The following is a 12,799-nucleotide window of genomic DNA, read 5'->3' as shown; positions in this document are numbered from 1 at the left end:
CCGCCAGCCGATGCTGCCCGCCGACCTGCGCACCGCCGAAGCCGAAGCCCTCCAGGCCCTCCAGGCGGCCCTGGCGGCCGGATCGGGGGGACGCTGGACCGTGGAGTTCCGCTTCGAAGGACTGCGCCTGATGCCGGTGGTGCTGCGTCTGCTGGAGGGGCTGATCGCGGAGCGACCAGGGGTGCAGCTGCTGTTTCCGGATGCCGGTGCCACCGCTCTGGCCCGACGGGATGCTCCGGCCCTGGCCGAGCACATCGGCAGCTTCTCCGACCAGCAGCGGCGCCAGCAGGAGGAACTCTCCAGCGGCGTGCTGCTGCTGGTGGGGGCGAGCCAGGCCGAATACGAGCTGGTGGAGGCGGTGTGCGGCCGCCACAGCGACGCCGTGGTGCTCGTCAATCCCGCCCTGGAGGATGCCGCTGTGGGCATCGGCAGCGTGGCGCGCCAGCGGCGCCGCGGCTTCCTGGCCGGCTGGCGGGCCGCCTATGCCCTGCTGCCCAAGGCCGACCGCGCCCTGCGCTGCGCCTACCCCGGCGAATGGGAGCTCTACCGGCTCGACCCCGACGGCTTCCGGCTGGCGGGCAGTTTCGAGCAGAAGCCCGATACGGAGCAGCAGGACCTGGCCCTCAGCGGCCGCGAGGAGGCCGGTCTGGGCAGCAACCTGCGGGCCCTGGGCCAGATGATCGAGGACCTGCAGAACTGAGACGCCGGTCCGGGAGGACCCGCCCGGGGCGGCTGGTGCATCCCGGAAAGGCTGCGTACACTTCGCGGGCTTTCCCATGCCCATGCCCAGCGAATCGCCCCGGTCCCGTTCCTTCAGCCTCGTCGACGTCGGCGCCGCCGTCGCCGCCCTGCTGGCGATCGGGGGCGTGATCTGGAGCCCCCGGCTCAGCGGGGCCGTGGCCCAGGCCACCGGCGCCCTCGAGCCCGTCACCGTGATGGTGGACGTGCGCGGTGCCCCTGCGGCTTCCCCCGTGCAACTGCTGCAGCAGGCCCGCGCCGAGGGCAAGGTGGCCATCGTGATCCGCAACCAGCCCCACGGCAGCGTGGAGGTCAAGGAGATCGTCCCCTTCGACCGGATCATCTCCACCCTCACCCCCGACGGGAAGGTGGTGAGCGCCCCCGATCCCAACCAGAAGACCTTCAGCACCTTCGATGGACGTTTCGTGCTGGAGGGCCAGGGGCGGCGCACCGCCGGTGGTGTCGTCTTCGGCAACCAGACCATCAAGATCGGCGCCCCGGTCGAGTTGGAAGGCACCAACTACCGCTTCAACGGCACCGTCACGGACCTGAAACTCGGAACCTCCTGACATGACTGCGTCCGCCCGCCCCGGCCACCGCCTCCCCTGCCCCGTCCAGCACCGCCTCCGCCGCCCCCTGAGGCTGGCGACGCTGCTGCTGGTCGTCGGCGGCACCTCCCCGGCGGGCCTGGCGGCCTGGGCCCAGACCGAGCCGGCCCTCCCCTCGGCCCGCAGCCAGCGACCTTTGCCAATGGCGGCCCTGCCGGTGGCTCCCCCCCCGGTGGGCATGCCGCGGCTGGCCACCGAAGTCACCTGCCCCAGCCTGCAGCGCCAGGTCGCCCTGGTGCTGGGCGACGAGCGTTCCCGCTGGAGCGTCAGCGTCGCCGACGGCAGCGGCCGGCTGCTGGCCGACGTCAACGGGCGCCAGCCCCGGGTGCCGGCCTCCAACCAGAAGCTGGTCAGCAGCGCCTTCGCCCTCGATCGCCTCGGACCCGACTACCGGCTCACCACCCAACTGTGGCGGCTTCAGGACGGCACCCTGCGGCTCACGGGGCAGGGGGATCCCGACCTGGCCCTGCCCCAGCTGCAGCGTTTCGCCCAGCTGGCCATGGCCGCCGGGGCCAGCTCCCCGGTGGGAGGCGGTCCGGTCCGCCTGGAACTGGCGGAGGAAGCCTCCCAGAACTGGTGGCCCAGCGGCTGGCATGTGGCCGACCGGGCCTACGCCTACGGCGCCCCGATCACCCGCCTGGCGATCACCAGCAATGCCATCGACGATGCGGTCAGCAATCCCCCCTCCCGGCTCCAGACGCTGCTGCGTCGAGCCATGAACCAGGGCGGCGGCTCGCCCCTGCAGCTGACCCTGGTGTCCGCCCGCCAGCCCCTGCCCGCCGACGCCGTGCTGATCCACGAGGAGCCCTCCACCTCGATGCACGGCTTGATGAGCCTGGCCAACACCGAAAGCCACAACTTCACCGCCGAAGTGCTGCTGCGCCAGGCGGCCGGCACCTGGGACGTGGCCGAGGCCAGCCGCCTCAACACCCTCTGGCTGGTCGAACAGGGCCTGCCGATGGAGGGGGTCCGGGTGGCGGACGGCAGTGGCCTCGACCGCGCCAACCGGGTCACCAGCCGTTTCCTGGTGGCCCTGCTGCTGCGCATGGACCACCATCCCTACTCCCGGGACTACATCAGCTCCATGGCCATCGCCGGGCGCCGCGGCACCCTGCGCAACCTTTACAAGGGGACCAGCCTCGATGGCCGGTTCTTCGCCAAGACCGGCACCCTCACGGGGGTGCGCTCGATCAGCGGCGTTCTGCAGACGGCGGACGGGCCCCGTTACGTCAGTGCCGTGTCCGCCGGGGCGGGGGCTCCGAACACCACCATCGGCCGTGTCCTGCGGGAGGTGCAGGCCGTGGGGGCCTGCCCTTCTCCGATCTGAGGCGGCTCCGAGGCGAACGCCTCAGCTGGCCAGCCCCCGGCTGGCGGCACGGCGCAGACGGCCGGCGGCGCGACGGGCCCGGTCGACGGCGGCGTTCTCCAAAGGAATGGGGGCTTCGGGGGGACGGCTGGCGGCCTGGGTCTCCTGGGACTGCAGCCGCACCAGCTCCCGCCGGCCGCCGAGCACCACCTGGCTGAGCTCCTTGAGACGCACCTCCAGTTCCCCGAGCACCTGCTCGGCGTAACGGTTGGCGCCCTCCTGGATGGCGGCCGATTCCTGACGGGTGCGGGCGATCAGGGCATCGCACTGCTGCTGGGTCTGCTGACGGAACTGCAGGGCGTCGGCGTGGAGACGCTCCGCCTCCGCCTGGCTTTCCCGCTGGACCCGCAGACCCTCCTGGCGGATGCCCTCCAGTTCCTGCAGAGCCTGGGCCCGGCTGCGTTCGTGCTGCTCGACCAGCTGGCGGTTGCGCTCCGCCGCCTCCTGCTCCAGCTGCTGGCGCCGCTGCTGGGCCTCCTGCTCCAGCTGCTGCCGGCGGCCGGCGAACTGCTGCTCGAACTGGGCCATGCGGGCCTGGTGCTCCTGTTCCGTCTGGGCCACCTGCTGGCGGGCCTGCAGGACCATCTGCTCGCACTGCTGCCGAGCCAGTTCCCGCTGTTCCGTCACCTGGCGCTCCGCCTCCTGGCGGATGGCGGCGGCGTTGATCAGCTGCTCCCGCTCGCGCCGCGCCTGGGTGACGATCTCCTCGGCCTGCACCCGGGCCTTCTCGATGAAGCCCTCCCGCTGCCGGATCAGGTCCTCCGCCTGGGAGATCTGCCCGGGCAGGGCCTCCCGCAGCGCGTCCATCATCTCGATGGCGTCCTGCTCGTTCACCAGACGGCCGCCGCTGAAGGGGATCCGGCTGCCGTCGAGAACGATGTCCTCCAGCTGATCCAGCTGATCGAGAACGGTGAAACGGACCTCAGCCATATCGGGTTCCGGGAGCTGCCTGTCGATTAAAGAGCCTCTCCAGGTCGATCGCCACTCCCGGCGGGACCATGTGACCCACGTCCCCGCCGAAGCGGGCCACCTCCTTCACCACCGAGCTGCTGAGAAAGCTGTGGTGGGCTGCGGTGGCCATGAACAGGGTCTCGACCCGGGGGGCCAGGGTCCGGTTGGTGTGTGCGATCTGCAACTCGAACTCGAAGTCGCTCATCGCCCGCAGGCCCCGCAGGATCACCTGGGCGCCGCAGGCCTGGGCGTAGGTCACGGTGAGGCCGTCGAAATGGCCCACCTCGATGCCGGCCATGCCCTCGGTGGCCAGGCGGATCTGCTCCAGCCGCCGCTCCAGGGGGAAGGCGGGCTGCTTGGAGGGGTTCATCAGCACCGCCACCACAACCCCGTCGAAGAGGCCGGCCGCCCGCTCGATCAGGTCGAGGTGGCCCAGGGTGAGGGGATCGAAACTGCCGGGATAGAGGGCTCGCATCCGACCAGCCTATGGAGACGGGCCCATGGCAGGTTCCCGACCCGGGCGGGTTCCTAGAGTCCAGCGATCCCTGCCGCCCACCCCATGACCGACGTTGCCCTGGACGCGGCCGCCAAGAAGACCCTGCTGCGCAAGATCCCCCACGGTGTGTTCATCTGCGGGGTGGCCGAGGGTGACGAGGTCAACGGCTTCACCGCCAGCTGGGTCACCCAGGGCTCCTTTGAGCCTCCCCTGGTGGTGATGGCGGTGCGCGCCGACTCCACCAGCAACGGCATGATCCAGCGCAGCGGGCGCTTCTGCCTGAACGTGCTGGCGGCCGATCAGAAGGACCTGGCGGCGGTGTTCTTCAAGCCCCAGAAAGGCGTGGGGGGACGGTTCGATGCCGCCCCGTTCCACCTGGGGCCCCTCGGCCTGCCGGTGCTCGACGACGCCCTTGGAGCGGTGGAGTGCACGCTGGTGGGGCAGGTGGCCCACGGCGACCACACCGTCTTCGTGGGAGAGGTGAAGTCGGCGACCCTGCACCGCGACGCCGCCGCCCTGGAGCTGTCCGCCACGGGCTGGCAGTACGGCGGTTGAGGCCGGGCCATGGCTGAGCCGGTTGCGCCTCCGGGCGGCACTCCGGGCGGTGATGTCGTCGGGCCGCTGCTGCTCCAGCGCGAGCGGCTGTCGGCCCGGCTGCGGGAGCTGCCGGCGGAGCCGGGCTGTTACCTGATGCGGGATGCGAGCGACCGCATCCTCTACATCGGCAAGTCGAAGAGCCTGCGGGCCCGGGTGCGCAGCTACTTCCGCGACTCCCACGACATCAGCCCCCGCATCGCCCTGATGGTGCGCCAGGTCTGCGAGATCGAGTTCATCGTCACCGACAGCGAGGCGGAGGCGCTGGCGCTCGAGTCGAACCTGATCAAGAACCACCAGCCCCACTTCAACGTCCTGCTCAAGGACGACAAGAAGTACCCCTACCTCTGCATCACCTGGAGCGAGGCCTACCCGCGCATCTTCATCACCCGCCGCCGCCGGCTGCGCAGTCCCCTCGACCGCTTCTACGGGCCCTACGTGGATGTGGGCCTGCTGCGCCGCACCCTGGCCGTGGTCAAGCGGGTGTTTCCCCTGCGCCAGCGTCCCCAGCCCCTGTACCGCGACCGCACCTGCCTCAACTTCGACATCGGCCGCTGCCCGGGGGTCTGCCAGGAGAAGATCGGCTCCGACGACTACCACCGCATCCTGCGCAAGGTGGCGATGGTGTTCCAGGGCCGCAACGACGAGCTCCTGGATCTGCTGCGGCAGCAGATGGAGCGCTACGCCGAGCGGCTCGATTTCGAGGCCGCCGCCCGGGTCCGTGACCAGCTGCAGGGCCTCGACCTGCTCACCGCCGACCAGAAGATGAGCCTGGGGGACAGCTCCGTCAGCCGGGATGTGATCGCCCTGGCGGCCGATGATCGCGTGGCGGCCGTGCAGATCTTCCAGATGCGTGCCGGCAAGCTGGTGGGGCGGCTGGGCTACACCGCCGATGCGGCCATCGCCACCCCGGCGGAGGTGCTGCAGCGGGTGATCGAAGAGCACTACAGCCAGGTGGAGCCGGTGGAGATTCCGCCGGAGCTGCTGCTGCAGCACCCCCTGCCCGCCCAGGATCTGATCGGCGACTGGCTGGCGGAGCGGCGGGGACGCAAGGTGCGACTGGCCGTGCCCCAGCGGCGCCAGAAGGCGGATCTGATCGAGCTGGTGGAGCGCAACGCCGGTTTCGAGCTGGCCCGGGCCCAGCGGGGGGCGGAGCAGCAGTTGCTGGCCACCGAGGACCTGGCCCAGCTGCTGGAGCTGGCGGTGCCGCCCCGGCGGATCGAGGGCTACGACATCAGCCACATCCAGGGCAGCGATGCGGTGGCCTCCCAGGTGGTGTTCATCGACGGCCTGCCGGCCAAGCAGCACTACCGCAAATACCGGATCCAGAGCAGCAGCATCCGCGCCGGCCATTCCGACGACTTCATGGCCATGGCGGAAATCATGCGGCGGCGTTTCCGCCGCTGGTCCCAGGCGAAGGCGGAGGGGGCCGACCTGGCCGCCCTGCGCCGCGCCGGCGCCTCGGCCCTGCACACCGATGGCCTCAGCGACTGGCCGGACGTGGTGATGATCGACGGCGGCAAGGGGCAGCTGTCGGCGGTGATGGAGGCCTTGCGGGAGCTGGACCTGCACGAGGAACTGACGGTGTGTTCCCTGGCCAAGCAGCGGGAGGAGGTGTTCCTGCCCGGCGCCCGCGAGCCCCTCGACACCGAAGCCGACCAGCTGGGGGTGGTGCTGCTGCGGCGGCTGCGGGATGAGGCCCACCGCTTCGCCGTCAGCTTCCACCGCCAGCAGCGGGGTGAGCGGATGAAGCGCTCCCGCCTCAGCGACATCGCCGGCCTGGGTCCGAAGCGGGTCAAGGACCTGCTGGCCCACTTCCGCTCCATCGACGCCATCCAGCTGGCCAGCCCCGAGCAGATCGCCGCCGTCCCCGGCATGGGGCCGGCCCTGGCCCGGCAGGTGTGGGAGCACTTTCACCCCCCCATGGACACGGCCGACGCTGCCGACGCCCGCCACGGGGAACCCCTGGAGCTGGCGGGATGAGGCCAGCCGTGCGGGCCTGGGGTCTGGGGGGTTGGGCTGGCCTGCTGCTGGCCCTGCTGCTGCTGGCGTTTGTCCCGGCGCCGGTGGCGGCGGCTCCGGGGCTCTGCGTCGGTCCGGTCTGCGGGGACGAGATCAGCCGCAGCGCCAAGCACCACTGGCAGCTGAGGCTCCGGGTCAGCGACCAGGAGAGCCGGCGGGAGCGGATCGTGGTGGATTGCCGCGATGGCGGCATCAGTCCGCGGCAGGGCCCCGTGGACCGGGCCTACAGCGCCGCCGTGGCCCGCCGCTGCTGCCGCCTGGTGGGGGAAGGCTGAGCCCGGCCCACCCGATGGCGATGAATCGCAGCACGGCGACTAACTTGGCGGTCCGTCGCCCATCGCCCTCCCCCGGGCCCTGACATGACGCTGCCGCTGTCCCTGCCCCTGACCCTGGCTGTGACCTTGCCCCCCGAGGCCTACCTCTGGTTCAAGACCCTCCACATCGTCGGGGTGGTGGTGTGGTTCGCCGGCCTGTTCTACCTGGTGCGCCTGTTCATCTACCACCGGGAGGCCGCCGAGCTGGAGCCGCCCCTGCGCCAGGCTTTCGAGGAGCAGTACGGCCTGATGGAGCGGCGCCTGGCCAACATCATCACCACCCCCGGCATGGTGGTGGCCGTGGCGATGGCGGTGGGCCTGCTGCTGGTGGAGCCCCTCTGGCTGAAGCAGGCCTGGATGCACGCCAAGCTGGCCGTTGTGGTGGGCCTGCTCGTCTACCACCACCTCTGCTACCGGCTGATGGGGCAGCTGCAGCGCGGTGAGTGCAACTGGAGCGGCCGCCAGCTGCGGGCCCTCAACGAACTGCCCACCCTGATGCTGGTGCTGGTGGTGATGCTGGTGGTCTTCAAGAACCAGTTCCCCACCGGTGCCGCCACCTGGTTCCTGGTGGCCCTGGTGGTGTTCATGGCCGCCTCGATCCAGTTCTATGCCCGCTGGCGGCGGCTGCGCGCCGAACGGCTGGCCCAGCAGGAGAGCGGCGGTGCTGCGGCCTGAGGCTCTCGCCCATCCCCTCACACCTGTGCTGCGCCAGGTGCGCGCCGACAGCTGCCCGGAGCGGTTCAACTTCCACTGCCACACGATCTGCAGCGACGGCAGCCTCCACCCCGACGATCTGGCGGCCGAAGCGGTGGCCATCGGCCTGGAACACCTGGCCGTGACCGACCACCACGGCCTCGCCGCCCATGGCGCCATCAGCGCCGCCCTGGACGACCACCGCCGGCGGGGGGCAGCCACCCCGACCCTCTGGCGCGGGGTGGAGATCAGCTGTCTGCTGGAGGGCTGCCTGGTCCATGTGCTGGGGCTGGGCTTCGCCGCGGAGCACCCCTCCCTCCACCCCTACCTGCAGGGCACCTCGGTGGTGGGGCCGGCCCTGCGGGCCGAGGCGGTGGTGGCGGCGATCCGTGCGGCCGGGGGCCTGGTGCTGCTGGCCCACCCCGCCCGCTACCGGCTGCCCCACCAGCGCCTGATCGCGGCAGCGGCGGATCTGGGCTTCGACGGCGCCGAGGTCTGGTACGACTACGCCATGCAGAGCCGCTGGCAGCCCACGCCGCTGGTGTGCGAGGCGATGGCCGCCGATCTGGAGCGCCGGGGCCTTCTGATGAGTTGTGGTACGGATACCCATGGGCTGGTGCTCCGTGGCCGCTAGGGTTTGCTGACACGTTTCTCCTTGCGTCGATGGGCCTGCTCGATCGTCTGTTCGGTTCCCGTGCCGCCTCGGTGACCAAGCCTGAGGCTGCCGCCAAGGCCAAACCCAAGGCCGAGACCTTCTTCCTTGATCCCGAGGCCTCCACCAGCCTGGGCGATGTCAAGTTCATGAAGCGGTCCAACACGATCCGCCACACCTTCCCCGGCAACGCCGACAGCCCGGGTGAGAAGGAGATGGTGGCGGAGGTCGCCTCGATGGAGGCCCGGGTCGAGAAGATGACCCCCGGTCTGGCCGGCATCCAGCCCACCGAGAAGGGCTCGGTCAACCTCACCGGCGGCATCCCCAAGCCCGTCAAGAAAACCTTCGCTCAGCAGATGAGCGCCGCCGAACTGGGGCAACGCATCAAGGGCGCGGCCGTGACCCCCACCAACCTGCCGGGAGGTCCGGCGGCGGCCAAGCAGCAGAAGGAGGCCGAAGCCCAGGCCCAGCCGGCCAGCTCCCAGCAGGCGGCCAAGCCCGGCACCACCGATCCCTTCCGCTCCATGGTGAGGGATCTGGAGCTCTGATCCCCGCGGCGCCGGGAGCCTGGTTCAGCGCTGCTCCACCAGGCTCTCGCTCTCCAGCACCAGCTGCCGCAGCCACTCCAGCCGCTCCGGATCGGCCCCGTCCCAGAGGCCGCGGTGGTGCGCCTCCAGGAGCCGTTCGGCCATGTCCCGCAGGGCCCAGGGGTTGGCGCGCCCCAGAAACTCCCGCACGGCCCCGTCCTCCAGCCAGGCGGCGCTGATGGCGCCGTAGCCCCAGTCGGGGACCCGCCCGGTGCTGGCGTCGTAGGCGAACAGGTAATCGAGGCTGGCGGCCATCTCGAAGCCGCCCTTGTAGCCGTGCTCCTGCATGGCGGCGATCCAGCGGGGATTGAGCAGCCGGGAGCGCAGCACCTTGTCGAATTCCCGCTCGAGCCGGTGCAGCCGGGGCCGCTGGCTGCGGGAGTGGTCGCCGAACCAGAGGGCCGGGGCCCGTCCCTGGAGCTTTTCAGCGGCGGCGCTCAGGCCCCCCTGGAACTGGTAGTAGTCGTCGGAATCGAGCAGGTCGTGCTCCCGGTTGTCCTGGTTGTGCAGCACCACCTGCACCTGGGCCAGGCGCCGTTCCAGGCCGGCCCGATCCGCCGTGGCCTCGATGGCGCCGCCGCTGGCCCCATCGCCAGGGTCACCGTCGTAGCGCCAGGCGCTCCAGTTGAGGAAGGCGTCGCCCAGGTCGCCGCGCTCCTCCCAGTGGCCGCTGTCGATCAGGCCCTGCAGCCCGGCCCCGTAGGCGCCGGGCGCTGAGCCGTAGATGCGCCCCCCGTGCCCTTCCAGCCGGGCGGAGGCCGCCAGGGGGTTGTCCTGGGGGGCCTCCTCGAGGCCGGCCACCAGGCGGGTGGCCCGGTTGAACCAGCCCACCAGCTGGGGGAAGGCATCGCGGAACAGCCCGGAGATGCGCAGGGTCACGTCCACCCGCGGCCGGCCGAGCAGGCGCAGGGGGATCACCTCCACGTCCACCAGCCGGCGGGTGGGGCCATCCCAGACGGGCCGCACCCCCATCAGGGCCAGGGCCTGGCCGATGTCCTCGCCGCCGTTGCGCATCGTGGCGGTGCCCCAGACGGAGAGGGCCAGGGTGCGCAGGTCGTCGCCCTCCTCCTGGAGATGGAGCTGCAGCAGCAGCTCGGCGCTGCGCCGCCCCAGATCCCAGGCGGCCTCCGTCGGCAGGCCGCGCAGATCGACGCTGTAGAAGTTGCGCCCCGTCGGCAGCAGATCCGGCCGACCGCGGGTGGGCGCCCCCGAGGGCCCTGCCGCGATGCGGCCGCCGGCCAGGCCGGTGAGCAGGGCCTGGCGCTCGGACTCGCCGCAGGCCAGCAGGGGCGGCAGCAGGGCGCGGCGAAGGTGGTCAAGGGCGCGTTGGGTAGCCGCCCCCGCCCACGGCCCCTCGGGCGTCTCCGGTGAAGCCGTCGGTGTTCCGGGGGCTCCACCCAGCTCTCCCTCCACCAGGTCCAGGGCGAGGGCCTCCAGCAGGGCCACCCCGTCGCCGATGTGACGCAGCACGGGACCATTCGTCCTGAGGAGGCTGAGCCGCCCGTGGTCGTCGGCGGAGAGGGGGGCCTCCTCGGGATCGGACCAGGGGTCCAGATCCAGCCCCAGATCGAGGGCGAGGGCCTGGGTGAGCCCCGGCACCCCCGCCTGGGGCGGCCGGGCCAGGCACAGCAGCAGCTCGGCCAGCTTGGCCGGCGCCGGCAGGGTGCCGAAGGTGTGCAGCCCAAGGCGGATCTGGGCCTCCTTCAGCTCACAGAGGTAGCCGTCAGCGGCTTCCAGCTGGCCGTCCAGATCCGGCAGGGCCGTGGCGGGCAGCTGGAGCTCCTCCAGCCGCTGGCCGAGGCGCTCCCGCAGCAGCGGGGCCCGGGCACTGCCCAGCTGGCGCGCCTCCCAGTACTCATCCAGCAGGGCCTCAAGGCCCTGCAGATCCCCATGCAGCCCGGCCCGTCCCAGGGGCGGGGTCAGGTGGTCGAGGATCACGGCCTGGGCGCGGCGCTTGGCCTGGCTGCCCTCGCCCGGGTCGTTGACGATGAACGGATAGAGATGCGGCAGGGGCCCCAGGGCCCATTCGGGGAAGCAATCCTGCGACAGCCCCAGCCCCTTGCCCGGCAGCCATTCCAGGTTGCCGTGCTTGCCCACGTGCACCGCCACCTGGGCGCCGAAGCTCTGGCGCAGCCAGAGGTACTGGGCCAGGTAGGCGTGGGTGGGGGGCAGATCGGGACTGTGGTAGCTGAGGCTGGGATCCCGGTCGAAGCCGCGCTCCGGCTGGATCAGCAGTAGCACCCGGCCGAAGCGCAGCCCGCGCACCGGGAACGCCCGGCCGGTGCTCCCATCCGCCAGAGCCACCGGTTCCAGTCCCGCGTCAGTGTCGGGCGGCCCCCAGAGCGCCTCCAGCCTCTGGCGGCCCTCCAGCGGCAGGGTGGCGTACCAGGCCCGGTAGGTGTCCAGGGGCAGGTGGTCCAGGGGCGGGCGATGGCCGCTTTCCGGGTCGTTGCTGCGGCCCTCGAGCAGCCGGTGGATGAGGGCGTCGCCATCGGCCGGCAGGGCAGCGGCTGCCCCCAGGTCGTAGCCGGCCTCCGCCAGCCAGCCGAGCATCAGGGCGGCACTGGCCGGGGTGTCGAGGCCGACGCCGTTGGCCAGGCGGCTGTTGCGGTTGGGGTAGTTGGCCAGCACCAGGGCCACCCGACGCCTGGCGGCCGGCGTGCGGCGCAGGTCGATCCAGGCGCCGGTGAGGCGGGCGACCCAGTCGAGGCGCTCCCGGTCGGGCACATAGCGGTGCAGGGCCGTGGCCAGGCTGTCGCTGGTGGCGCTCCATTCCTTGAAGGCCCCCACCCGGGTGGTGAGGCGTCCGTCCAGCTCCGGCAGGGCCACCTGGAGGCTGAGGTCCAGGGGTGCCAGGCCGATGCTGCTGGCACGCCAGGCTTCGCGGCTGCGGCCGCTGCAGAGCACCTGCAGCACCGGCACCCCCAACCGTTCCCACAGGGGCGCCCCCAGCCCCGCCTCCTCGAAGGACACCGAGGCGAAGCCCGTGCCGCAGAGCACCGCCTCCGCCCCCTCCCGGGCCAGCAGATCGGCCACCCCCCGCTGCACGGCCCCATCGCGCAGGCTGCTCACCCACAGGGCCCGCGGCGCCAGCCCCCGGCCGCGCAGGGCCGCCAGCAGCGCCTCCATCAGGGCCAGGTCCCCCGCCTGCCAGAGGGCCCGGTAGAGGATCACCCCCACCCGGGAGCCGGGCTCGTCGCGCCAGTCATGGGGGAGGGGATCGGCGGCCGGTACGGGCCACGGCGGCTCGGGACGCTCCCCGGCCAGCAGGGCGGCCAGGGTGCGCAGCAGCAGGCGCAGGTTCGCCGGCCCCCCCTCCCGCAGGCAGGCCGCGCAGGCCGACGCCAGGGGCCCGTCGAGGTTGCCGAGGCAGGCCAGGGCCTGCTCCTCCTCGGCGGTGCCGGCCAGCACCAGCAGCTGGCGGCCTGCCGCGGCGCCGGCCCACTGGCGCAGGCACTCCAGCCCGTAGCTCCAGTGGCCGCGTCCCCCCAGCAGCCGCACCACCACCAGCCTGGTGCTGGCGAGGCTGCTGGCCACGTAGTGGTCGATCACCGCCGGGTGCTGCAGGGCCGAGAGGTTGAGGGCCCGCAGCTCCCCAGGCAGCAGCTCCGGCTCGGCCTCGAGCAGCTGGGCCACCGCCAGCAGATCCGTGTCGGCACTGCTGAGCAGCACCACCGGGGCCGGTGGCTGCTCCACGAAGAGGCCGCCGTCGTCCTCCGTCCTGTCCCCGGCGATGGACGCGAGTCGATGCATCACCCCATCCTGCCGAACGCGATGA

At 72.0% G+C, this 12,799-nt stretch carries 12 protein-coding genes; 9 read left to right on the top strand and 3 right to left on the bottom strand.

Features of this window, described 5'->3' with window-relative positions; translation table 11 throughout:
* Positions 1-10 precede the first annotated feature (10 nt).
* The 3 genes from KUG39_RS09155 to KUG39_RS09145 all read left to right on the top strand — a co-directional run bounded on the left by KUG39_RS09155 (position 11) and on the right by KUG39_RS09145 (position 2,673).
* On the top strand, positions 11-700 hold the full coding sequence (locus KUG39_RS09155) for a DUF1995 family protein (RefSeq protein ID WP_216914621.1): 690 nt from the start codon (positions 11-13) through the stop codon (positions 698-700).
* A gap of 76 nt (positions 701-776) precedes the next feature.
* Positions 777-1,307: a DUF4330 domain-containing protein gene (locus KUG39_RS09150; protein WP_216914619.1), complete on the top strand. Its 531-nt coding sequence runs from the start codon at positions 777-779 to the stop codon at positions 1,305-1,307.
* Between the two features lies 1 nt (position 1,308).
* Complete coding sequence (locus tag KUG39_RS09145; protein WP_216914617.1) at positions 1,309-2,673, top strand: D-alanyl-D-alanine carboxypeptidase/D-alanyl-D-alanine-endopeptidase; 1,365 nt, start codon at positions 1,309-1,311, stop codon at positions 2,671-2,673.
* Positions 2,674-2,694: 21 nt separating this feature from the next.
* Here the strand turns inward: KUG39_RS09145 and KUG39_RS09140 are convergent, their stop codons facing one another.
* Both KUG39_RS09140 and coaD read right to left on the bottom strand, forming a co-directional pair.
* Positions 2,695-3,642 carry a coiled-coil domain-containing protein gene (locus KUG39_RS09140; protein WP_094584578.1) on the bottom strand — a complete coding sequence of 316 codons (948 nt, stop codon included), beginning with the start codon at positions 3,640-3,642 and terminating at the stop codon, positions 2,695-2,697.
* Positions 3,635-4,138: a pantetheine-phosphate adenylyltransferase gene (coaD, locus tag KUG39_RS09135; protein ID WP_216914615.1), complete on the bottom strand. Its 504-nt coding sequence runs from the start codon at positions 4,136-4,138 to the stop codon at positions 3,635-3,637. The genes KUG39_RS09140 and coaD overlap by 8 nt, the downstream gene beginning before the upstream one ends.
* An 84-nt stretch (positions 4,139-4,222) precedes the next feature.
* Between coaD and KUG39_RS09130 the strand changes: the two genes are divergently transcribed.
* The 6 genes from KUG39_RS09130 to KUG39_RS09105 all read left to right on the top strand — a co-directional run bounded on the left by KUG39_RS09130 (position 4,223) and on the right by KUG39_RS09105 (position 8,982).
* Positions 4,223-4,714 carry a flavin reductase family protein gene (locus KUG39_RS09130; protein WP_190609430.1) on the top strand — a complete coding sequence of 164 codons (492 nt, stop codon included), beginning with the start codon at positions 4,223-4,225 and terminating at the stop codon, positions 4,712-4,714.
* Positions 4,715-4,723: 9 nt separating this feature from the next.
* Positions 4,724-6,736: an excinuclease ABC subunit UvrC gene (gene uvrC / locus KUG39_RS09125; protein WP_216914613.1), complete on the top strand. Its 2,013-nt coding sequence runs from the start codon at positions 4,724-4,726 to the stop codon at positions 6,734-6,736.
* Positions 6,733-7,050 (top strand): hypothetical protein, encoded by a 318-nt coding sequence (locus tag KUG39_RS09120; RefSeq protein WP_094584574.1) that lies wholly within the window; start codon positions 6,733-6,735, stop codon positions 7,048-7,050. Before uvrC ends, KUG39_RS09120 begins: the two co-directional genes overlap by 4 nt.
* Positions 7,051-7,134: 84 nt before the next feature.
* Entirely contained in the window at positions 7,135-7,764 is a 630-nt protein-coding gene (gene hemJ / locus KUG39_RS09115) for a protoporphyrinogen oxidase HemJ (protein ID WP_286193063.1), read from the top strand.
* Positions 7,751-8,416 carry a PHP domain-containing protein gene (locus KUG39_RS09110; protein ID WP_094584729.1) on the top strand — a complete coding sequence of 222 codons (666 nt, stop codon included), beginning with the start codon at positions 7,751-7,753 and terminating at the stop codon, positions 8,414-8,416. Before hemJ ends, KUG39_RS09110 begins: the two co-directional genes overlap by 14 nt.
* A gap of 29 nt (positions 8,417-8,445) precedes the next feature.
* Positions 8,446-8,982, top strand: coding sequence for a hypothetical protein (locus tag KUG39_RS09105; protein ID WP_216914611.1), 537 nt, complete (start codon positions 8,446-8,448; stop codon positions 8,980-8,982).
* Positions 8,983-9,006: 24 nt separating this feature from the next.
* On the opposite strand, the gene cobN is transcribed toward KUG39_RS09105, so the two are convergent.
* Positions 9,007-12,774 (bottom strand): cobaltochelatase subunit CobN, encoded by a 3,768-nt coding sequence (gene cobN, locus KUG39_RS09100; RefSeq protein ID WP_216914609.1) that lies wholly within the window; start codon positions 12,772-12,774, stop codon positions 9,007-9,009.
* Positions 12,775-12,799 lie beyond the last annotated feature (25 nt).

Source organism: Synechococcus sp. CCAP 1479/10 (assembly GCF_019038515.1).
Lineage (GTDB): Bacteria > Cyanobacteriota > Cyanobacteriia > PCC-6307 > Cyanobiaceae > Cyanobium.
Note: the sequence above shows the minus strand (reverse complement) of the source record. Positions and strands in the feature narration are given on the sequence as shown.

What these genes read in the sequence shown, in the direction of transcription:
- hemJ (WP_286193063.1), top strand. Translation starts at nt 7,135, where the DNA reads ATGACGCTGCCGCTGTCCCTGCCCCTGACCCTGGCTGTGACCTTGCCC.
- KUG39_RS09145 (WP_216914617.1), top strand. Translation starts at nt 1,309, where the DNA reads ATGACTGCGTCCGCCCGCCCCGGCCACCGCCTCCCCTGCCCCGTCCAG.
- KUG39_RS09140 (WP_094584578.1), bottom strand. Translation starts at nt 3,642, where the DNA reads ATGGCTGAGGTCCGTTTCACCGTTCTCGATCAGCTGGATCAGCTGGAG.
- KUG39_RS09105 (WP_216914611.1), top strand. Translation starts at nt 8,446, where the DNA reads ATGGGCCTGCTCGATCGTCTGTTCGGTTCCCGTGCCGCCTCGGTGACC.
- coaD (WP_216914615.1), bottom strand. Translation starts at nt 4,138, where the DNA reads ATGCGAGCCCTCTATCCCGGCAGTTTCGATCCCCTCACCCTGGGCCAC.
- KUG39_RS09150 (WP_216914619.1), top strand. Translation starts at nt 777, where the DNA reads ATGCCCATGCCCAGCGAATCGCCCCGGTCCCGTTCCTTCAGCCTCGTC.
- KUG39_RS09155 (WP_216914621.1), top strand. Translation starts at nt 11, where the DNA reads ATGCTGCCCGCCGACCTGCGCACCGCCGAAGCCGAAGCCCTCCAGGCC.
- uvrC (WP_216914613.1), top strand. Translation starts at nt 4,724, where the DNA reads ATGGCTGAGCCGGTTGCGCCTCCGGGCGGCACTCCGGGCGGTGATGTC.
- KUG39_RS09130 (WP_190609430.1), top strand. Translation starts at nt 4,223, where the DNA reads ATGACCGACGTTGCCCTGGACGCGGCCGCCAAGAAGACCCTGCTGCGC.
- KUG39_RS09120 (WP_094584574.1), top strand. Translation starts at nt 6,733, where the DNA reads ATGAGGCCAGCCGTGCGGGCCTGGGGTCTGGGGGGTTGGGCTGGCCTG.
- cobN (WP_216914609.1), bottom strand. Translation starts at nt 12,774, where the DNA reads ATGCATCGACTCGCGTCCATCGCCGGGGACAGGACGGAGGACGACGGC.